The sequence below is a fragment of the Anaerosalibacter bizertensis genome (assembly GCF_009696605.1).
GTDB classification, from domain to species: domain Bacteria; phylum Bacillota; class Clostridia; order Tissierellales; family Sporanaerobacteraceae; genus Anaerosalibacter; species Anaerosalibacter bizertensis.
The window spans coordinates 65,039-87,564 of the sequence record NZ_VULR01000005.1 but is presented as its reverse complement, the minus strand read 5'-3'; the positions used below and the strand labels follow the sequence as shown (position 1 = coordinate 87,564).

General features: G+C 27.3%; 18 protein-coding genes. 15 read left to right on the top strand and 3 right to left on the bottom strand.

The window, feature by feature from the left end; genetic code table 11:
- Nucleotides 1–34 precede the first annotated feature (34 nt).
- Together FYJ27_RS04990 and FYJ27_RS04985 are read left to right on the top strand one after the other, a co-directional pair.
- A complete protein-coding gene (locus tag FYJ27_RS04990; protein WP_154483755.1) occupies nucleotides 35–3,154 on the top strand; it encodes a PD-(D/E)XK nuclease family protein in 3,120 nt (1,039 codons plus the stop codon).
- Complete coding sequence (locus tag FYJ27_RS04985; RefSeq protein WP_154483754.1) at nucleotides 3,141–6,449, top strand: UvrD-helicase domain-containing protein; 3,309 nt, start codon at nucleotides 3,141–3,143, stop codon at nucleotides 6,447–6,449. The genes FYJ27_RS04990 and FYJ27_RS04985 overlap by 14 nt, the downstream gene beginning before the upstream one ends.
- An 86-nt stretch (nucleotides 6,450–6,535) precedes the next feature.
- On the opposite strand, the gene FYJ27_RS04980 is transcribed toward FYJ27_RS04985, so the two are convergent.
- The gene (locus FYJ27_RS04980) at nucleotides 6,536–7,414 is read right to left on the bottom strand and encodes a DMT family transporter (protein ID WP_154483753.1); all 879 of its coding nucleotides are present in this window, start codon (nucleotides 7,412–7,414) and stop codon (nucleotides 6,536–6,538) included.
- Nucleotides 7,415–7,541: 127 nt separating this feature from the next.
- On the opposite strand from FYJ27_RS04980, the gene FYJ27_RS04975 reads away from it, so the two are divergent.
- The 9 genes from FYJ27_RS04975 (at nucleotide 7,542) to FYJ27_RS04935 (ending at nucleotide 16,989) form a co-directional block, all read left to right on the top strand.
- Nucleotides 7,542–8,309: a helix-turn-helix domain-containing protein gene (locus tag FYJ27_RS04975; RefSeq protein ID WP_195839081.1), complete on the top strand. Its 768-nt coding sequence runs from the start codon at nucleotides 7,542–7,544 to the stop codon at nucleotides 8,307–8,309.
- Nucleotides 8,310–8,327: 18 nt separating this feature from the next.
- The gene (locus tag FYJ27_RS04970; RefSeq protein WP_154483751.1) at nucleotides 8,328–8,534 is read left to right on the top strand and encodes a hypothetical protein; all 207 of its coding nucleotides are present in this window, start codon (nucleotides 8,328–8,330) and stop codon (nucleotides 8,532–8,534) included.
- Between the two features lie 11 nt (nucleotides 8,535–8,545).
- Nucleotides 8,546–10,480: a hypothetical protein gene (locus tag FYJ27_RS04965; protein ID WP_154483750.1), complete on the top strand. Its 1,935-nt coding sequence runs from the start codon at nucleotides 8,546–8,548 to the stop codon at nucleotides 10,478–10,480.
- A 148-nt stretch (nucleotides 10,481–10,628) separates the two neighbouring features.
- The gene (locus FYJ27_RS04960; RefSeq protein WP_154483749.1) at nucleotides 10,629–11,072 is read left to right on the top strand and encodes a MarR family winged helix-turn-helix transcriptional regulator; all 444 of its coding nucleotides are present in this window, start codon (nucleotides 10,629–10,631) and stop codon (nucleotides 11,070–11,072) included.
- Nucleotides 11,073–11,075: 3 nt separating this feature from the next.
- A complete protein-coding gene (locus FYJ27_RS04955; protein WP_154483748.1) occupies nucleotides 11,076–12,794 on the top strand; it encodes an ABC transporter ATP-binding protein in 1,719 nt (572 codons plus the stop codon).
- A 79-nt stretch (nucleotides 12,795–12,873) separates the two neighbouring features.
- A complete protein-coding gene (locus FYJ27_RS04950) occupies nucleotides 12,874–13,218 on the top strand; it encodes a hypothetical protein (RefSeq protein WP_154483747.1) in 345 nt (114 codons plus the stop codon).
- A 149-nt stretch (nucleotides 13,219–13,367) separates the two neighbouring features.
- Nucleotides 13,368–14,081, top strand: a complete 714-nt coding sequence (locus FYJ27_RS04945; protein WP_154483746.1) for a response regulator transcription factor — start codon at nucleotides 13,368–13,370, stop codon at nucleotides 14,079–14,081.
- 8 nt (nucleotides 14,082–14,089) lie between these two features.
- The gene (locus FYJ27_RS04940; protein WP_154483745.1) at nucleotides 14,090–15,490 is read left to right on the top strand and encodes a sensor histidine kinase; all 1,401 of its coding nucleotides are present in this window, start codon (nucleotides 14,090–14,092) and stop codon (nucleotides 15,488–15,490) included.
- A complete protein-coding gene (locus FYJ27_RS04935) occupies nucleotides 15,487–16,989 on the top strand; it encodes a hypothetical protein (RefSeq protein ID WP_154483744.1) in 1,503 nt (500 codons plus the stop codon). Before FYJ27_RS04940 ends, FYJ27_RS04935 begins: the two co-directional genes overlap by 4 nt.
- A gap of 23 nt (nucleotides 16,990–17,012) precedes the next feature.
- On the opposite strand, the gene FYJ27_RS04930 is transcribed toward FYJ27_RS04935, so the two are convergent.
- Together FYJ27_RS04930 and FYJ27_RS04925 are read right to left on the bottom strand one after the other, a co-directional pair.
- Entirely contained in the window at nucleotides 17,013–17,993 is a 981-nt protein-coding gene (locus FYJ27_RS04930) for an alpha/beta hydrolase family protein (RefSeq protein WP_154483743.1), read from the bottom strand.
- Nucleotides 17,994–18,002: 9 nt separating this feature from the next.
- Nucleotides 18,003–19,028, bottom strand: coding sequence for an alpha/beta hydrolase (locus tag FYJ27_RS04925; RefSeq protein WP_154483742.1), 1,026 nt, complete (start codon nucleotides 19,026–19,028; stop codon nucleotides 18,003–18,005).
- Nucleotides 19,029–19,186: 158 nt separating this feature from the next.
- Between FYJ27_RS04925 and FYJ27_RS04920 the strand changes: the two genes are divergently transcribed.
- The 4 genes from FYJ27_RS04920 to FYJ27_RS13075 all read left to right on the top strand — a co-directional run bounded on the left by FYJ27_RS04920 (nucleotide 19,187) and on the right by FYJ27_RS13075 (nucleotide 22,497).
- Nucleotides 19,187–20,347: an MFS transporter gene (locus FYJ27_RS04920; protein WP_195839080.1), complete on the top strand. Its 1,161-nt coding sequence runs from the start codon at nucleotides 19,187–19,189 to the stop codon at nucleotides 20,345–20,347.
- Between the two features lie 288 nt (nucleotides 20,348–20,635).
- Nucleotides 20,636–21,559 (top strand): ABC transporter ATP-binding protein, encoded by a 924-nt coding sequence (locus FYJ27_RS04915; protein WP_154483740.1) that lies wholly within the window; start codon nucleotides 20,636–20,638, stop codon nucleotides 21,557–21,559.
- Nucleotides 21,560–22,351 (top strand): hypothetical protein, encoded by a 792-nt coding sequence (locus tag FYJ27_RS04910; RefSeq protein WP_154483739.1) that lies wholly within the window; start codon nucleotides 21,560–21,562, stop codon nucleotides 22,349–22,351. It abuts the gene before it with no gap.
- Nucleotides 22,336–22,497 (top strand): histidine kinase, encoded by a 162-nt coding sequence (locus FYJ27_RS13075; protein WP_412030653.1) that lies wholly within the window; start codon nucleotides 22,336–22,338, stop codon nucleotides 22,495–22,497. The genes FYJ27_RS04910 and FYJ27_RS13075 overlap by 16 nt, the downstream gene beginning before the upstream one ends.
- Nucleotides 22,498–22,526 lie beyond the last annotated feature (29 nt).

Genomic DNA, 22,526 nt, shown 5'->3' with positions numbered 1-22,526 from the left:
AACTGTAGGTTATACATTTAAAGGGAGTGTACATATGGCAGATAGAATAGTATTTTATGGACCTATGAACAACGATAAAAGAATGGAATTACTTAAAATGCCTATAGAATATTTAAAAAGTGATAAAGGTAATAGATTTTACTATGTTTTACCTAATGGAGAATTACTGAGTAAATATAGAAAGATACTTCTTAAAGATGGAAAAGGAGCCTTTGATTTAAATCTATTTACTTTTGATGATATAGTTAAAGGAATATTAGAAAAAGAAACATATATTAATATAAATTTAGAGATTAAAGAAAGTATTATAAGTAAAATATTGAAGGAACTATATGAAGAAGAACATATAGAATACTATAAAAATATGATATCTATGGAAGGATTTATAAAGGATATTTCCTATATTATTGGTCAAATAAAAAGGTCATTATTGACTCCAGAAGAATTTAATAAAAACATACCTAATATTCCATTCTATAAAGAAATAGGGCTTATTTATGAAAGATATGAAAAGTTTCTAAAGGAAAATAGGTTGTTGGATGCTGAGGGAAGTTTTTTTAGAAGCTTAGACTTACTTAAAGATAGTGAAAATTATTTTAAAAATTTAGATTTTATAATAATAGATGAATTCTTTGACTTTAAACCTCAAGAATTAGAACTACTAAAAGAAATCAGTAAATATCCTATAGATATATATGTAAATATACCTTATAAAAGGGATGAGGAATTTAAAGCTGTAAAAAATACTTTAAAGTTTTTTGAAAGTATAGGTTTTAAAATAGTTGAAGTAATGAAGGAAGATAAAAATTTATTTGAGACTATTGGAGATAATTTATTTTCAGAAGAGAATTGTATATTACCTGAAACAGATAGGGTTAAACTTATAAAGGCTCCTAATAAGTATTTAGAATTAAAAAGGATTTGTCAAGAAATAAAGAGCTTATATAATAAAGGGGTTCCTCTTAATGAAATAGGACTAGCAATTACTGATTCAATAGAATACTTGGAGACTGTTTTCCATGTTTTTAAGGAAGAAGGTATTCCTTTTTCAATAAATGAAGATATAAGACTTATAGATATGCCTTTAGTTAAAGAATTTTTAAATATAATTGAACTTAGAATAAATAATTTTAACAAATCAAGTATTATAAAAAGGGTTAAAAATAGTTATTTTAATATTTATTCTGGAAAAGAAAAAGATAGGATTGAATATATTTTATACAAGCTAAATTACAATAGTATTGAAGAGTTAAAAAATATATTAGATGAAGAAAGAAATAGATATTTAGAATTAGATGAATCTGAAAAAGTAGAAGAGAAATGTGAACAGTTAAATCAAATGGAAAGCTCATTGGAAATATTGATTAATGAAGGAAAGCTAATTCCTAATAAGGGAACTGTTGAAGAAATTGTAGATGTACTAATAGATATAATTGATAGTTACGATATATTGGAAAAGGTAAATGATATATATGATGAAATTGAAGACTATGATATTTTTTATAGGGATATTTCTTCACTGTCTAAACTAAAGGATGTTTTAGAAAAGATTAAAATAGAAATTCCTTTAGTTTACAGACAGATAGAATTGGAAGATTTTTATAATATACTTTTAAGATACTTAGAGGAAGAAGTTATTGTAGGAACTTTAGGAAACTATGAAGGTGTAAATATACTAAGTTTATCTACTTTACGAGGATTGAAATTTGAAAGACTATTTATCACTGGTTTAATAGAAGGAAGATATCCTAAGTTAAAAGAAGAAAATTTTTTCTTTAAAGAAGACAACTATTCAACTTTGAAGAATATAGGAATAGATATAAAAAGCTTTTATGAGAAATTAGATAAGGAAAGTTTAAACTTTGCCATTGCTGTAACCAGATGTACTGAATGTCTTTATTTAAGTTATCCAGAGAGCTCATTAAAAGAAGAGGTTAATATTCCTTCTATATTTTTAGATGAATTTTTAAGCTTATTTCCAGAAGGAAAAATAGATACTATCCAATTAGATATGGATTATTTAATAAAAAATGACTTTAAAGAAATAACTACAAAAAAAGAATTATTAAATCATTTATTATATAAGCATTTCGAGGGAGAAGAAGTTATTAAACATTTGCAGATGTTTAATAGTTTAGATAATAAATTATTACATGAAATAAATGAGAAGATAAAATGTGAAGTATATAGAAATAAAGAAGGTTTCAATGAATATAGTGGATTTATAGAAGATGATAATATAAAAGAAGATTTAAAACTAAGCCAAAAAGATTCAGTTTTTTCCATAACTTATTTTGAGACCTATGGGAAATGTCCTTATAAATTCCTTATGGAACGTGTTTTAAAATTAGAAGGTATGGAACGGTTTATTGAAGATTTTACTCCTTTAGATAGGGGAAATATATTCCATCAGGTCCTTAAGGAATATTACTCCTTTCATAATCAAGATATAAAACTCCATATAAATGGTGATAAAGTATTTGAAGTGAAGAATACTTTAGATGAGATAAATAAGAGGATTGAAAAGATACTTATAGATAATGGAGTAAAAACATTGGACAAACTATGGAATATTAGGATAGAAAATATGGCTAATACTGTTTTAAAATTTGTAGAGAAGGATTTAGAAAGATTGGCTACTTCCAAATATAAAACAATTCCTTATGATTTTGAAGTAGAGTTTGGATATATGAAAGACTTTTCTTTTGATTCAGGTAAAGAGAAAGTAAAAATACTAGGAAAAATAGATAGGATGGATAGATTTTTAGAGCAAGATAAGTATATACTATATGATTATAAAACTTCTTCCTATGGGGTTAAAAAAATTAAAGATATAGAAGAAGGGACTTCTTTTCAACTTCCTGTCTATATAATGTCTCAAAAACATAGAAACATAGTGGCTGGTGGCTATATAGATATTTCTAAAGCTAAGGTATATATGGAATTGGTACAAAAAGAAGATAAAGAACTGGTAAATAAAAAGAGAGGTAAAGGAATTTTAGATGAAACTCATTGGAAAGCTTTGATGGAAGAAGTAGAAAACAACATGAAAGAATATATAGATTGTATATATAGAGGAGATTTTTCTATAAACCCTAAAATATGTGACACATACTGTCCTTATAAGGAAGTATGTAGATATGAATTTAGATAGTGGGACTGGAGGTGAAGAGATGGTAGAGCTTAACAAAAATCAGAAAAAGGCTGTTGAAACTATAGATAAAAATGTATCGGTAAATGCTGGAGCGGGATCAGGGAAAACCAAAGTGTTAGTAGAAAGATATTTATATATATTAGAAAATGGGAAGATAGGTGAAGGAAAAGAAGTAGATTCTATTGTAGCTATAACCTTTACTAAAAAAGCTAGCCAGGAGATGAAAGAGAGAATAAGAGATGAATTAAGAAATAAGTTTTCATTGGATAAAAAATGGAGAAGAATTTATAGAGATTTAGAAAGAGGAAACATTTCAACTATACATAGTTTTTGTTCGAAAATCCTAAGAGAAAATCCTGTGGAAGCCAATATAGATCCTCAATTTAAAGTTTTAGAAGATTATAAGTCAGATGAAATATTATATGAAGTAATAAAAAGCTATCTTTTAAAGGGTATAGAGACAAATAATAATATATATGATTTTGTGAAAAGTTTTAATGTATATAGTTTGGACAATCTTATCTATACTATAATGGGAATTTATAAAAAAATAAGAAGTACTGGCACAAGCTTTAGTGAAGTAGGAGAGATAACATTAAATAATATAGAGAATGCTAAATTTCAAGAAGATAATATATTTTGGATTAAAGATGAATTTGAATATTTAATGGGCAAAGGAAGAAAAAATTCAAAGGTAGTTAAATTAAAAGAAGATCCAGTATGGGTTGAATTTAGTGAAAAGGAATCCTATGATGAAAAAGTTTTAGATATACTACCATATTTAAAAGATAATATAGGCAGTATGAAAGGGGAAGAAGAGAGGATATCAGTCCTTGTAGAGGCTATAGATAGTGCATTGAAGGCAAAAGAGCATGAAAAGAAAAAGTTATATGAAATTCTAATACAAGTATTAATAGATATAGATATTTTATTTACTAAAGATAAAAAAGAATTAGGATATTTAGACTATGAAGATCTTCAGCTTATGGTATTGAAGCTTTTAGACAATAATAGTATAAGGAGAAAGTATCAAGACAGGTTTAAATATATAATGGTAGATGAATTCCAAGATACTAATGAATTGCAAAGAAGTATTATATATAAATTAAGTAGTGTAGATTCAAAATTAGATAGGGAAAATCTATTTATTGTAGGGGATCCAAAACAGTCCATATATGGTTTTAGGGGAGCAGATGTAGATGTATTCTATGATGTAATGGAGGACATTGAAGAGGTTTCAAATATTAAACCAATAAAACTTGAAGAAAACTATAGAACGGTTCATACAGTTTTAGATTTTGTAAATATATTGTTTGAAAAGATAATGGGGAGTAAGTATGTAGCACTAAAACCTGTTAAAAAATCTTTAAATGATTTAGATGTGGAGATATTAGGAAATGAAAATTTAGAGGTTCCAGAAGGAGAAAGTTCCGGAGACTATAATAAATATTATGAAAGTAGATTAATAGCAAAGAGAATAAAAGCACTAGTAGATGAAAGAAGATATGAGTATAAGGATTTTGCACTTCTATTCAGATCTAGTACAGAAGACTATATATATGAAGAAGCATTTAAAGAATATGGTATACCCTATTATAACTTAGGAGGCAAAGGATTTTACAAACAAGAGGAAATAGTGGATTTGATGAATGGATTAAAAGGTATATGCAATGTATATGATACTATTTCTATAGTAGGGGCACTGAGAAGCCCAATGTTTGGACTTTCTGACAAGACAATTTATTGGTTATTGAGACAGGAAGAAGATTGTATCCTAGATGCCTTAAAAAAAGAGATTCCATATATTGAAGAAAAAGAAAGAAAAAAAATGAAAAGTGCCTATACTATATTAAATAAGTTGATTTTAAAAAGAAATATGCTAAGTAGCTATGAACTAATTAAAGAACTAGTAGAGTCAACCTATTATAATCAGGTTCTCATGTTGAAATATGGAGGGAAACAAAGGGTATCCAATATATATAAATTTCTAGAAATGGCCAGAGAGTACACAGAAGAAGAAAATGGTACTATTGAAGATTTCATTGGATATGTAGAAGAAATGAAAAGGAAAGGCATAGATGAATCTCAAGCAAAAATACAATCTGAAGATGGAAATAGTGTAAAGCTTATGACTATACATAAATCTAAAGGTCTTCAATTTAAAGTTGTAATCATTCCTCAAATGGCTAAAAAATTCAATATAGATACTTCTTCTATACTGTTTGAAAAAGGTTTAGGACTAGGTATTAAACATGAAGATATTTCTCCAGTATATGATGAAATATATAGTCATATACAAGAAAAAGAAGAAAGGGAAAATAAAAGGATACTATATGTAGCTATGACTAGAGCTGAAGAAAGATTGATACTAGGGAATCAAGGAAGAACAGCTGGGTTTAAGAAATTTATAAATGAATTTTTAGAGTTTGTTGAATATGAACTAATTGAAGAATTAGAAATAGAAAAGGATTTAACAGATGAAGTAAAAGACTTAGGCAGTAGTTTTAAAGAGATTGAACCTGTTAAAACAAAATCATTTCCTATACTTGGAGAGATTCCAGGAGTTAACCAGAAGAAATTTAAAAATTTCTCTATAACCCAATATATAACTTTTAAAGATTGTAAGAGAAGGTTCTTTATGAAATATTATAAAAATCTGCCTATAGATGGCCATGAAGAAATAGAAAAAGAAGGCAAATATGTATTAAAACCAACAGTTAGAGGGAATATAGTACACAAGTTTTGTGAATTGTATAGAATTGGGAAAAATAAAAATGATCTACTTAATGACATAATAATTTCCTTTGGACTAAAGCCTACATATAGGGTTTTAAATGAAGTAAAACCTTATATTATAAACTATATAGATAATTATAGTGAAGATTATGATAAAATGTACAATGAAAAAGAATTTTATTATAAAGTAGGCAATGATTTTGTTTTTGGAATAATCGACAGAATGTATATTAAAGATGGTTCTATAGAAATAATAGATTTTAAAACTAACAAAGCAGACAATAAAGAAGAACTTATTGATAGATATTCACCACAACTACAGTTATATACAAAGGCATGTAAGGATATATATGGATTAGAAGTTAAGAAAGCTTCCCTATTATTATTGGAAACTGGTGAGTTATTAGATGTAGATATTGGGAAAGAGGCTTTAGATAAAAATTTAAAAAATATTGATAAGTTTATAAAATATGTTTCAAACAATAATAGTATTGAAGATTATGAAAGAAAAGAAATATGTAGCTCATATTGCAATTTTAATATAATATGCAATGATTAACTTTCTTTATCTTTATATGAAGGACTTCATCGTAGTAGTTCACAATTGATGAAGTCCTATAAGATACAAAAATATATTGAATAAGATTAGATTTTTTTCAAAATGGCTATAATTAATGCTATTGTAATAAATCCACTGCCAATGAGACCTTTTAGAAGAATAGTTTCGTTTAGTATTACATAAGCAAGAAACAATGTAGTTAAGGGTTCACCTAAAAAGATGATGCCGACACTTTCTGGACTAGCTACTTTTTGAGCTTTTGTTTGTAAGAAAGTGGTTAGCCCTGTTCCTAGTATTCCAACTAATAATAATACAGAACTGCTATTTCTTATAACTTGAAGATTTAAATCTTCAAAACATAATACCATAATAAAGCTCAATATAAATATTGTAAACATCTGTAAAAAAGAAAGTCTATAGTCGTCTATTTCTTTTCCTAATTTACTTAAAAGAAGAATATAAGCAGTGGAACAAAGGGCGCATAGTATAATGAGTATATCCCCTTTATTTAAACTAGTTCCATTTATTCCGGATATTAGATATAAGCCTAGTAGTGAAAGAAAAATACTAATTATAGTCCATTTTGAAGGTTTGATTTTATTGATTATACTTTGTACAATAGGGACAAACAATACAGATAATGAAGCTAAAAAGCCTGTTTTTGAAGCACTTGTATAGTTTAATCCTAGTACTATAAGTGCGTAGGTAACAAAATTCAAAGTGCCAAGAATTGTTCCAACCTTTAAATCTTTTTTATCGATAGTAAATATCTTTTTTGGGGCTAGCAAAAATACTACCAGTGCACCTACTAAGAAACGACTAGCAAGAAGATGAAATGTAGGGATTTCATCTATATGCTTTTTCATAAGAACAGTAGCAAGTCCCCAGAAAAATGCTGTAATTATTAATTCCATATAAGCCAGAGCTAGTTTTTGATCTGTTTTATTTTGTTCAAGTCTTTCCATTTTTTCCTCCTATATAAGTAATAATAGTTATTATGCCTTCTATATTATAACATAGTATTTTTAAGTATCGACAAAAAGGGTAAATTATTTTATACTTAAATGTATGCAGGATCAGGGGGTGAACAGATTGGAAGAAATAGAAATCTTAACACCAGGACAAAGATTAAGAGAAATAAGGAGAAAATTAGGTCTAAGGCAGGAAGATTTAGCTGGAAAAAATTTATCTAAAAATTATATTTCCATGTTTGAGAATGATAAAAGAAGGATAAGCATTATAAATGCTACATATCTTTCTCAAAAGATAAATGAAATAGCTAAAGAAAAGGGGTTAGACTTTAGAGTAGCTTCCAATTACTTTATTAAAAGTGAAATTGATATAGTTAAAGACAAATGTTTAGAATGGTTAGAGCAATGTAAAAAGTCAGAAGTCAATGATAACTATAGGGTTTATTCCAATATGTATGGAGCTATATTTTTAGCTAAAAAATATGAGCTTTTAGATATCTTAGCAGATTCTTATTTTTTAAAAGGCTGTTATCTTTATAACAATAAGCTTTATTCTTGTGCAATTATTCATTTTTCGCAAAGTCTTTTTTATTATACGAAAAGTGGAGAAATAGAAAGGGAAGGTAATTGTTATTTTAATATGGCAAAGGTCTATTATAAAATGGAGTACTATGATCTTGCAATTAGTTATTTTAATTTAGCAGGTGCAACGAAGAAAATAGACAAAGAAGAAATAAGCTATTATAAGGCATTATCTTTTTATAAGCTTAAAGAATATAGACTAGCTAAAAGCACTTTAGATAATATCTTATTAAGAGATGGCAAAACTCTAGAATTAGAGAATAGTATTAGTAAGAAACTAACTAAGGATGAGAAAAAGACAATGTAGAAAAAGAGGTGTTTTTTATTGCTTATTAAAGGAATAATATTTATCCTATTAGGTATATATGTTATAATTAGTGATAAATATAATTTAAAATCAAATGAAAGTGGAAGAGAAATAGTTAAAAATGAAGATATTAAGAAAGATAGGTTTTATAAATATAAATTTGTTATAGGGATATTTTCTGTTGTTTTAGGCGTATTTAGTGTACTTAACTATATTTTATACTAAAGGGTGTTTTTATGAAAAAAAATAAAATTTTAACTCTTCTTCTAATCGTAATAATTATATCTATAAGTAGTTTAAGCTATGGTGCTAAAGATGAAAAGACATTATTTATTTTGGTAGATGAAATGGATTTTGAACTGATGGAAGAGATAAATAATAGGAATTTTTCCACAGGAATGATGAATTCAAAATCAAGAGGTTCTTATGATGAATTAAGCTATGTTACAACCATTGCTACTGGTAGAAAAGTAAAAATAAAAGAGGGAGACTTTGAGGGTTTAAAAAAAGAAAAAAATGGAAGCATCAAAGTTGTTGGATACCAATCTATTATTAAAGATTTAAATAAAAATTATCCTGATTTCAGTAAGAAAATTGTTTTTTTTGGGGAGAAATTAAAAGGCGAAGGCATTGCATATATAGGCGAAGATTCTTCATCCATAATAGCCTGTGATAAGAATGGAATTATTAAAAATGGAGAAATAGAAACGATATATGAAGAAAAGTGGTTAAAAGAGAGGACAGAATCTTTTTTAAAAGATTCAAATATATTAGTTTTATCCTATGATATAGAAGGAAGAGAAGAGAGAATATCTTTATTAAATAAATATTTAGAAGATATGGATGATCATAATATTGTTATTATTCCTAAAAAATTATCTGATAATATGAAAAAAGTAGTGAATAGTTCTTTAGTTCCAATAATGTACAAGGCTCCTCATATAAAACCTGGGATTTTAACTAGTGATTCTACAAAGAGAAAAGGAATAGTTACCAATTTAGATATATTTCCACAGATAATGTCTATTTATGATGTAAATAATAGTGTTAACATAGGAAAAAGTTTCAAAATCTATTCTAGCAATGATCCTATGAAGGATATAAAAACAATATATAAAGAAGTTATAAATATGACTTATATAACCTATATTTTTCATGGCATAGTCTATTTTATTCAAGTCTATTTTACTTATTTTTTTATTAAAAATAGAAGAGATAAATATAGGGATATAACATTCTACTATAACTTTTTAATCATAACAATTTTTATTTCTTTTATATTAGGTTTTTTCAATCTCCATAGGAGTATTCTAGCCTATTTAGCTATATGTCTAATGATAAGTTATAGTATTTCTACTTGGATTACAGATAAAAAATTAAATGGTGTTGGAATATTTTCAACTTTGACCTATATAACAATGATAATTGGAATAGTATTTTATCCAGAGTCTATATACAATTCTTATATGGGATATAATAATCTAATTGCAGGTGCTAGATATTATGGATTTAATAATGGAGCCATGGGTATTCTTTTAGCAAGTTCTATAATAAGTTATTTTACAGTTAAAAAATATCTACCTAACAAAGCATTAGAAAAGACATTTTCAATTGTATATGGTATCTTAAATATTGTAATACTATCATCTAGATTTGGAGTAAATACAGGTGGATTTTTTACATCAATTGTATTGTTTTTAATAATGATATACACAGTATTTTTTGAAGGAAAATTCACATTTAAAAATGCAGTGATCCTTGGGTTATTAGGGTTTTTGATACTTTATGCAAACTTATATATAGATTTAAATAGTTTAGATAGAGGCCATGCTGGGAGTTTAATATATAGGGCAAAGATATTAGGAAGGAAAGAAGTTTATGAAATAATAGTATTTAAACTGAAAGAGCTTTTTAAATTCACTATATCACCGCCATGGATAATAGTTTTAATCAGTCAAATATTTTTCATTAAAAGTTTTTGGAATAAGTTTAAGGAAAGATCATCTTATATATTGGAGTATAGACCAGAAGTTCATAAAGAGTATTTTATATTACTTATAACGGCTATAGTCGCATTTTTTGTAAATGATACAGGAGTTATAGCTTTCATATACATGATTCAATATCTTTTAGTATTGTTTGTAAACATATCTATAGCTAAGGAGTTTTAAATAGCTAAATAAAGATTCCTATTATTAGATTTCTATCTAGTGACAGGAATCTTTTTTTTATACTTGAATTTTTTAAAAATAAATTATATAATGTTCGTGTATCTAAAATATCGTGTAACGATACTTATAAATATATGAGGTGTATAAAATGGATTTACAGAAGAATGCAGAAAGAGTAGCAGACTATATTAGAAGATGTAATAGGATTATTCATAGGAAAAGTCATGAATTAGCTAAAAGCTATAATCTCACAGTGGATCAATACCATATGTTGTTTTATATTGGATACATAGAAGAGTCACCATCTGTTGGAGAACTTGCAAAAAAATATGGTAAAGCACAAAATACTATTTCAGAAAAAATCTCAAGACTTGAAGAAAAAGGACTAGTATATAAAAAGCCAGATTTGTTAGACAGGAGAGTTTGCAGGGTATGTATTACAGATGAAGGGAAAAGTCTTGTTAAAACAATAAGAAAAGAGAAAAGCAATAAAGCTGTATTTTCAGCTTTAAATAGTATGGAAGAAAGAGAAATAGAATATTTGATGATTTCCTTAGAAAAATTATTAAATAGCTTGGAAAAGGGGGAATAGTTCTTGATTAAAAAATTTGCTTCTTATTATAAACCGCATAGAAAGTTATTTTTTATTGATATGATCTTTGCATTTCTAATATCAATTTTCGATTTGATTTTTCCTTTGGTTACAAGAAATTTTGTTAATGATATTATTCCTAATGGAAGAATGGATCTTTTGTATAAATGGACCTTTTATTTATTTTTACTTTTTATACTAAGGTATATAAGCCAATATATTGTTAACTATTGGGGGCATATAGTTGGAGTTAGGATTGAACATGATATGAGAAGGGATATATTTGCTCATTTACAAACCCTATCTTTCACTTATTTTGATAACAATAAGACAGGGCATATTATGTCAACTATAGTCAATGATTTAAGAGATATTACAGAACTTGCCCATCATGGACCGGAAGATATATTTATATCTTCAGTAATGTTAATAGGATCATTTATTATTCTTGTAAGGATAGACTGGAGACTTACAATTATAATATTCTCATTTATTCCATTAATGATTTGGTTTGCAATATCAAAAAGAGGTAAGATGAGTAAAGCTTTTAAGGATGTAAGGGTAAAAATAGCCGATGTAAATGCTCAGTTAGAAAATAGTATTTCTGGTATTAGGGTTGTAAAGTCCTTTACAAATGAAGAACATGAAATGGAAAAATTTAATGATGGGAATGTAAGATTTAAAGTAGCAAGACAAGAATCCTATAAAGCAATGGCAGAATTTATGTCAGGTATTAATTTTATGTCTAATATATTAAATTTAATTGCTCTAAGTCTTGGAGGAATATTTGTCCATAAAGGACAGATAGATTATGGGGATTTAGTAGCTTATCTGCTTTTTGTAAATTTCTTTTTACAACCTATTAGAAGACTTACTGAATTTGCCCAACAATATGAAGAAGGCATGGCAGGATTTTCAAGGTTTATGGATGTTATGAATATAGAACCAGATATTGTAGATAGTGAAGATGCTATAGAACTTAAAGATGTAAACGGAGAGATTAAATTTAATAATGTTTCTTTTAGCTATAAAAATGGAAAGGAAACTATCTTATCGAATGTAGACTTAAATATAGAGCCGGGAAAAACTGTGGCATTAGTTGGACCTAGTGGTGCCGGGAAGACTACCCTTTGCCATCTAATTCCTAGATTTTATGAGATAGATGATGGAGAAATACTTATTGATGGTAAAAATATAAAGGATATAAAATTGGCTTCACTAAGAAGGAATATAGGTCTAGTCCAACAAGATGTATTTTTATTTACAGGAACTGTTAAGGACAATATAATGTATGGAAATCCATATGCAAATGATGAAGAAATAATAGAAGCAGCTAAAAAAGCAAGTATCCATGATTTTATACTTAATCTTCCAGATGGCTACGATACTTATATTGGAGAAAAAGGTGTTATGCTTTCAGGAGGACAAAAGCAAAGGATATCTATTGCTAGGGTATTCCTTAAAAATCCTCCTATATTGATACTTGATGAAGCTACTTCTGCATTAGATAATAGAACAGAAATAGCAATTCAAAGATCATTGGAAGAGCTTTCAGAAGGCAGGACTACATTGGTTATAGCCCATAGATTATCTACTATAAAAAATGCAGATGAAATCATAGTTTTAACCAATGAGGGAATTGCAGAAAAAGGTCCACATAATGAATTATTAAAGAAAGATGGAATATATGCAAAACTTTATAAATCACAATTTAAAATATAATTTTAAATAAATAAGTCACAAAATAACCTCCCCTTTCATAGTATAGTAGTGATGTAATATATTTGGGGGAGGTTATTTTATGGGCTCTAATAATATTCCGTATCCAGAACTTTATTATCGCATATATCCAAAAGTCATAGATACAATAAGCAAAAATATAAAAGAAGTACCTATAGAAGAAGATATACTTGAAGAAGATATAGATAAAATGATTGATGAAGTTTTTGAGGAAATAGTAAAGGAATGCCCAGAAATAGGGGAAGACCCTATGGAAAGAAGACAAAGGCCTTTTAGATATAGGAATAGGCAAAGAATCTATTATGGTAGAGAAAGATTAGTAAAGGATATCATAGGTATTATACTTATATCAGAATTACTTAGAAGGAGATATCCCTATAATCATGGATATGGACTGTGGTACTGAAAAAATAAGCCTTTAAAAAAGGGCTTATTTTTTGTAAATATTTTGTAACTTATAAGTAGCCATATAATAGTAATCTATAGTTAGATTACTATTTAAAATGTTATAATTGTAATATAGTTTTAAATACAATTTATAATGGAGTGGTTAGGTTGTCAAATAATAAAAAATATAAAATATTAATAGTTGAAGATGAAGAATCTATTAGAAAATTTATTAAGATAAATTTAGAAAGAAATGATTTTATTGTATTAGAAGCTGCTACAGGAGAAGAAGGGTTAAAAAAAGCAAGAGAAGGAAAGATAGATATAGTAGTTTTGGATATTATGCTTCCAGGAATAGATGGTTATGAAGTATGCAAAATTTTAAGAAATGAATATCCTACAATGGGGATAATTATGTTGACAGCAAAAAGTCAAGATGTAGATAAGATAATGGGCCTTGAATATGGTACTGATGACTATATGATAAAACCTTTTAATCCTATGGAATTAGTATTAAGAGTCAAATCTTTATTAAGAAGAATGGAGATAGTTAAAGTAGAAGAAAATGAAGATATTATTATATATGGTCCTTATAAAATAGATATTTATTCTAGAAAGTTTTATAAAAATGATAAAGAAATAGAACTTACCCCAACAGAATATGCTATTATGAAAATATTTATAGAAAACCCTGGAAAGGCCTTTAAGAGGGATGAAATACTTAATTGGGTTTGGGGATATGATTTTTTTGGAGATCCAAAGATTGTAGATGTAAATATTCGAAGGTTAAGGTCAAAAATTGAAGATAACCCAAGCAAACCTAAGTATATCCAAACCGTATGGGGAGTTGGATATAGGTGGCAAAGAAGAGAGGATGATTAGAGAAATTTATGAAAAGTATAAAGACTAGATTAGTAGGAAATTTCATGCTCGTAATAATTATTACTGTAGTTATATTAGAATTAGTATTACTAAATGCGGCTAAACAATATTATTATAAAAATTTAGAAGATGTTTTATCAAATCAAATAAGGTTGTCGTCAGAATTCTATTCAAGATACTTTTCCACATCTTCTCTAGAAGATTTAATAGTTGATGATGTAGATCTTTTTTGGAAACAGACCAATGCCCAAGTTCAAATACTAGATCTGAAAGGAAATGTATTGATGGATTCTATAGGTGTAGATTATCCAAAGATTATCCAGACTCCAGATATAATTAAAGCTAAAAAAGGGGAAAAAGGTACGTGGATTGGAAATGTAGAATATGATTCATCTCAAGTAATGGCTGTATCCTACCCTCTTATATCAGATGGAAATATTATAGGGATAATGAGATTTATAGCATCCCTTAGTTCAACGAACAAGATTATAAGAAATATTTCTCTAATACTTCTTTGGATAGGTTTTATAGTTGTATTAATATCTGGATTAGTAAGTATCTTCCTAGCAAATACTATTGTCAAACCTTTAAGAGAAGTAACAGGAGTAGCAGAGAAAATGGCTGATGGACAACTAAAGGTTAGAAGTCAAAAAAAATATGATGATGAGATTGGAAAACTTTCTGATACATTAAACTATATGGCAGAGGAGCTTATTAAAAAAGAGCAACTGAAAAATGATTTTATTTCTTCTATATCCCATGAACTTAGAACCCCTTTGACTTCCATTAAAGGCTGGGCTATAACATTGAGATCTGAAGATTTACCTGACAATCCACTATTGAAAGATGGATTAGATATTATAGAAAAAGAAAGCGATAGATTAACTTACATGGTAGAAGAATTGTTGGATTTTTCTAGATTTGTTTCTGGTAGAATAACTTTGAACAAAGAAGAAATGGATATAACTAAAGTATTGAAGCAAATTACTAAGCAATTAACACCTAGAGCAAATTTAAAAAATATTAAGCTTAATATAGATATTAAAGAGGAATTGCCTATTATTTTAGGAGATGAAAATAGGATTAAACAAGTATTTATTAATTTAATAGATAATTCATTGAAATTTACTCCTAAGGCAGGAAATATTTCACTTTCTGCTAGAATGAAAGGACAGTATATAGTAGTTTCGGTGGAGGATTGTGGATGTGGTATTCCAAGGGAAGACTTACCTTATGTAAAAGAAAAATTTTATAAGGGGAAGAATAGTAAATCTAATAGTGGACTTGGCCTATCCATATCTGATGAAATAGTAAAACTTCATGGAGGTTTCATAAAAATAGAAAGTGAAGTCAATGTAGGTACAAAAATATCTGTATTTTTACCTACTAAGGAGGAATTGGTTAAATGAAAAAATTATGTCTAATATTTATTATAGTTTTATTAACTACACTTTTTTCATCCTGTGAATTTACAAATATAGAAACTACAGAGAGAATTAAACCGCCAGATAATAATACTCCTCCAATACTAGGTGAATGGAAAATAGAAAAATACAAAAAAAGTAGTGAGAATGGATTAACAGACGAGGAAGCTAAGAAATTTTTGGATAAAAAAGTTTTATTTCATGAAAAAGTTGTAGTAATAGGTGATGATGTGTGTTTAAACCCTTCTTATAAGATTAAGAATGTAAGTACATCAGATTATCTTTTATACCAATATAAAGTAAAACCTGAATATTTAGGTATAGAAAGTAAAAATATAAGGATTATTACTTTAACTAGTGAAGAGAAACTTTTTTATGAATTTATAAAGGAAAAAGATGGTGAGATAATTGTTAATATAGACGGAGTATTTTTCTACCTTACAAAGATATCTGATAATCTAAATGAAAAGGAACTAAAAGAATATGTAGAGAATGAAAAAGCAATAAATTATGAATCTTTAGCTAGTGGAAATAGTGAAATCCTTAGAACTGGTATATTATTAGGCCTTAGATATTATGAAGAAAGTGAACAGGAAAATAGACCAGGACAATGGAAATATAGGACTTTATGGATATCAAGCAAGAATAAAACAATAGGCAATATTTATGAAACAGAAGATATATTTCTTCCAAGAAAAACAGGCTTTTGGAAAGTAGGCATGAATAGGGTGAACATTGATAATAAATTAAAGGATGTTTTATATGCTTATCCATTAAGCAAAGAGTTTCCAGAGATGTATAAGTATGAAGATATAGATGAAGCGAAAGAAAGTATTATTAAAACTATAAATTATTTAGGCAATGATTATATATCTTTAGAGTCTTTTGAAAACTTTCCAAAAGGAAAAGTAAGATTAAATATTTTTCCAATAGATAATATAAATAGTGGAAATCCCGTTAAGATCTCTGATATTATAGGAGAAAATGGACAAAAAGCTTTTTATGAAAGTGCAGCAAGAGAATTTTCATCAGATTATAAATCTAAGAATGATTATTTAGATATAAAACCTCAAGAAGATAGTTTTGGACTAACTAGAAGGAATGGTCATTGGATTATGAAAGGAAGGATCAATGTTTTAGAAGAAGATAGGGATTTATATAAAGACTTTAATATTAAAATTATACCTCCTAAAGAGTTGGTTATGTATGATGAATTATCAGTTTCATGGAATGAAGTTAAACATAGGGTTCCAGAAGCATTAGATGTATTTACTTCTCCTAATGAAGATATTGCTTTAATACTAACCCATAACAATATATTGATATATACTATAGATCAAGGAAAATTATCTAAAGAATATATAAGAAAAATAAAACTTAATGATTCTGAAGCTGTTGTTATGGCAGAATGGGCCACAGGAAAATATATCTATACATGGGAAGAAGAATTTCTTAAAAACATGGCATCAGTAGTAGAAGAGTAGAGAAAATATAATAAACTAGTTTATTATATTAAATGTTTTATAAATAATGAGGTTTTTTCTAATATATTTATAGTCTTAGAATCTTTAAGTCTTGTATCAAAAGAATGGCTTCCTTCATCATGTACAAGAAATTCACAATTTATATTATGTTTTTTTAACTCTTGTACAAGCCTTATAGATGAACTAAAAGGCACAGTAGTATCAAGTTTACCATGGACTACAAGACATGGAACCATATCTTTTGAAATCCATCTAAGAGGAGAATAATAATCATATACTTCTTTTTCATCTTCCGGTTTTGCAGATAAGGTTTTTTTAGTAGCAAACTTAGCAAAGAGAGATTTATTTTCAGGAATAAATATATCATTTAAGTCTGAGGGGGAATAATAGGCAACTACGCCTTTTATTCCCTCCATTTCATTTTTGTTGTTCATATAAGAATTGTAAGTAGAATACAGTAAAGAAAGGTGTCCTCCTGCAGATAGACCCATTAAAACTATATTATCTTTATCTATTTTTAATATTTCACTATTCTTTTTAATAAAGTCTAACGCATCGCTATAATCACTTAATATATCTTCCATACTATTTTTCATACCATATCTATAATCAATACTTGATACACAAAAACCTTTTGAAGCCAAATATTTGCACCAAGAAACATTGTTTGCTTGGTTTCTAAATCCAGATATCCATCCGCCCCCATGGCAGAAGAAAACTAGAGGAAAAGATTCCCCTAAATTTTTTGATGGATACCATATATCTACTTTTAAATTTTTATGACTTAATTTTTTATAAGTATATGTTTTAAAAAAGAAATCTTTTTCAGGTTGTAATGGAAGATGAGAATTAAGGGTTTTTCCAATAAGTATAGCTATGGAAAGTATAAAATAATAAAAACCTAAAGTGAAATCTATAAATGCAAGCCCAGCAAAAACAACAAATATATATATTTTATTTACGAAAAAAAATGACTTTTTTAGCTTTTCCTTTAATTTTTCCATAGGCTTCTCCTACTTTCCTATTATAGTATCTTTTTCAAGAGGACTCTCTAGTGTTTCTCCTTGCAATAGTGCTTTTCTTGCTTTTCTATCATTGATATTTAATTTATGGAGTATATATTTAGCCAATATATATTCAAAGGGTAGCCAATTTACATGACTTATTGGAAGAACCCTTCTTTTAGCACCTTCCATTTCCCTATAAAGTATTTTTCTTGAATCAAAGGGAAGGGTAGTATCGAATATTGCATCTATGAAAGTTACCTCTGACATATTAAGTAAATGGGCATAAGCTATAGGATCTATTTTAAATAGGGGATGAATGTCATTATTATTAATAATCTCTGAGAAAGACATTTTTCTTACTTCAGGAAACTGCTCTTTATAGATATCGTATAAATATTGTTTATTGTTTAAATAAAAGCTAGGCTCATGGCCACTATCAAACATTTTTCTTACAAAATTTGCTGTAGGTGATTCATGAAGAATTTTAGGTAGATGTCCACCAGTTGTCATAAATAATTTATGATTGATTCTTTTATCTATAGAACCTACAATTGTTGTTATCATCCCTCCCAGACAGTATCCCATTATTATATTATTATTTTGCCATAATTTTTTTTGTTCTAATAAATCAATAGTAGTCAATGTATCGATGACCCCATGTTCCCAAAATTGATACATTGTATTTATATCAGGATATAAGAAATTTTTTCCACTTGCAGAATTGTTATCAACCCTAGTATAATTGCCAGGAAGTATTAGTATAGTAGTATTCACTCCAGCAGAAGCTAGATGAGGTCCAATCCAAAGTAAAAATTTAATATTTCTACTTCCTAGTCCATGAAGTATTAAGGTTGAAGCCTTAGTTTTGCCTCTAGGATTAAAATTATAAAATTCAACTTTTTCAGTACCTAGGGAAGGATTTCTATATAGTGTGTTGTATCTTACATAGCTACATCTATAGTTCCTACCTTTAAATATATATCCTGATACATAGTCTATCTCTTTCTTTTTATATTTAAAATCGATATTCATAATCATGTCCTTTCAATATATCTTTATAATATTATACCACAAAAAAATAAACTAAATTTATATAATAAAATTAGCTGGATTTTAAATAATAGCTTTAACAAATATATTTCTTTCCTAAAGAACATATATCTATACTATCAATTCTTTAGGAGGAAATGATGGATAGATTATATGATTTAAGAAGATGTTTGTATTATATTTCATTTTCACTGTCTTTTATAGGATTTATGCTTCCTATATATGCTTTAGATGTAGGAGCAAGTGTTATGGAAGTAGGAATGCTTTACTCAGTTTTTTCTCTTATTAGTATAATAATTAGACCAAAAGTAGGTAATTTATTGGACAGAAGAGGAAGAAAGATAGGACTTTTTATAGGGGTAGTTTTATATTGTTTAGTTAATTTCTTGCTTTTAATAGGTAGGGATTTTAAGTATTTATTTTTAACTAGGATTTTTCAAAGTATAGGAGCTTCATTTTTATGGATAAGTGTAGATACAATGGTTTCAGATGTAAGTTATGCTGGAAATAGGAGTGAAAATTTTGGTTCAATTAGCCAAGCAATAGGACGAGGAGATTTTATAGGTTGTATTATAGGCTTAGGAATATTTTTTAGTAAATATTTTAATGAACCATTTAAGGTTGTATTTACACTTTATTTTATATTTAGTCTAATAGCCTTATATATATGTATTTTTAAAATAGAGGAAACTTTGTGTTATAAAAGGGATATTAGGACTAAAAGCTATATAAAAGAAGGGAAAACCACCAAATTTATACTTATAGCGGGATTTATATTCTATATATTTAGTCTAGTTTTTCCATTATATATTATATATTTAAAAGAATATATAACAGACAATTTGTATCTAATAGGATTAGTATTTTTGCCAGGAGAAGCCTTCCAATTGTTTTTACCAAGGAGATTTGGTATATTAGCTGATAAATATGATAGGAGAAAAATAGTGATTTTAGGGCTTTTTTTCCTAGGAGTACTTCAACTTTTTGTTCCTTTTATAAAGGATTATTTTGAATTTTTAATTATATATACCCTAGTATCTTTAATATTTATGTTAATAGATCCAGCAGCAAGTGGGTTGGTTATAGAATATATTGGAGATGGAAAAAGAGGAGAAAGTTATGGGCTTTACAGCTTAGCAGGTGGAGTAGGAGGAACACTAGGACCATTGGCAGGAACCTATTATTATGAACATATAGGAGGAGAAACAATCTTTATAATAGGAGGCATTTTATTAATATTTGTATCTGGAATAATAAATTATTCTTTGAGAAAAAAGCAGAGTGTGAAATATAAATTTTAGGAAAATTTATTATGATTAAAAAACAATTAATATATAAGAGGGGTTTAAATAATTATAAAGTGGGTGAAATAAATGATAAAAGTAATGATAGTATATGATCAAGCTCTCATACGAGAGGGTTTAAATATGATGTTAGAATTATATGATAGAGTTAAAGAGAAATATCCACATATGTTATATATATGACTTTAGCCATATATATAACATTACTTAAATGATGACTTTTTATAGAAGATATTTTATAAATATTATTATATATTAGAACTAAGAGGAAAGAGGAGGTTAGAGATGAAAGCTATAGAAGTTGAAAATTTAACAAAATACTATGGGAAAGTTAAGGCAGTAGATAATATTTCTTTTGAAATTGAAAAGGGAAAAATATGTGGAATACTTGGTCCTAATGGTTCTGGTAAGACTACTACTATTAAAAGCATTTGTAATTTAATAATTCCTGATAAAGGTAATATTAAAATATTTGGCAAGGATAATAAGAAATCTGCAGAACATATATCGGCAGTATTTGAAGGTACTCGAAATCTTTATTGGAGGTTAACACCAAAGGAAAACTTACGCTATTTTGCTGGCATAAGAGGACTAGGAGGAAGAAAGATAGAAAATAATATAGATATATTATTAGATAAGTTTAACTTAACAGACAAGAAAGATGTAATGGTTAATAATTTATCTAGAGGAATGCAGCAAAAAGTGGCTATAGCTACGACTTTAATATGTGATACAGAGATTATATTATTAGATGAACCCACTTTAGGGTTGGATGTTCAAAGTTATATGGATATAAAGGATATATTAACAGATATAGCTTTAAATATGAATAAGACAATATTATTAAGTACTCATAATATGGATTTAGTACAAGCTATTTGTGAGGAGGTAGTTATTTTAAATAAAGGAAAGATAATTTCCCATGATACATTAGAAAATCTTATGGATATGTTTGACAGTAGGACCTATGAGGTTGTATTAGCAGAGAGTTTATCTAAAGAAGCTAAAGAAAATTTGTTGAGTCTTGGTTATGATTTCTATTTTGCTAATAAAGATTTAAAAATAGAGATGGATATTTCTGATTTAAGAGAATTATATGAAATCATAGATAAATTAAAGGAAAAAAATATTTTAATTAAAGAAATAAAACAGAAAGACAATAATTTTGAAAGAATCTATCTGAATATAACTAATGGGGAGGCAAATTAGATGAAGAAGTTTTATTATCTTTTTAAAGTGTCTTTAGAGAAGACCTTTAAAGAATTAAAAAGATATAAATTTAATACAATCTCTAATGTTTTATTTTTTTACGTATTATTTATGGGTATGTTTCTAGGCATGCAAGGTTTTGGAGCTTCTTTAGGAGTATCTTCCGCAGACATGGCAGATAGTTTAGAAGGATTTATAATTGGATACTTTTTATGGACTATTATAATAATGTCTTTTGCAGATATTGCTTATAATGTAATAGATGATGCTAATAAGGGAGTTTTAGAACAATTAAATATGTCAAATATAAATCTTTCTCAGATCTTGGTTGTAAGAAGTATGGCAAATTTATTAGTGAATTTATTAATATCTATTGCCCTTCTCTTTATTATTATGTACACAACTAATAATTGGATAGAATTGAAAATATTCTCGACTATAATTCCAATATGTATTGGAATATTTAGTATATTTGGTATAGGTCTAATATGTGGAGGATTGGCCCTAATATTTAAAAAGATCCAAACCTTATTAAATTTAGCACAGTTTTTTTTAATAGGATTGGTTACTGTATTTCCTGAAAATAAATTTACATCAGGTTTAATTCCATTTAATTATGTTGCAGGAAAAATTTTTTTTATTGTAATAGGAGAAAATTCTTTTGTTGATCTTTCTGTACTTGATTATGGAATAATGATTGGAAATTCTATATTTTATTTTGCAATTGGACTACTAGTCTTTAACCAATGTGTTAAGATAGCTAAAAAGAAAGGACTATTGGGTCAATATTAAAAAAAGTAGAAAAACTAAATGAAAAACTAGAACAACAATTTAAAGAGATAGAAAAACTGACTATAACAAAAGAAAGAAATAGAGTGGCTCAAGAAATTCATGATTATTTAGGACATAATTTAGTTATATTTTATAAGCTTATATAATATTGGGATGATATAATACAGTTATAGAT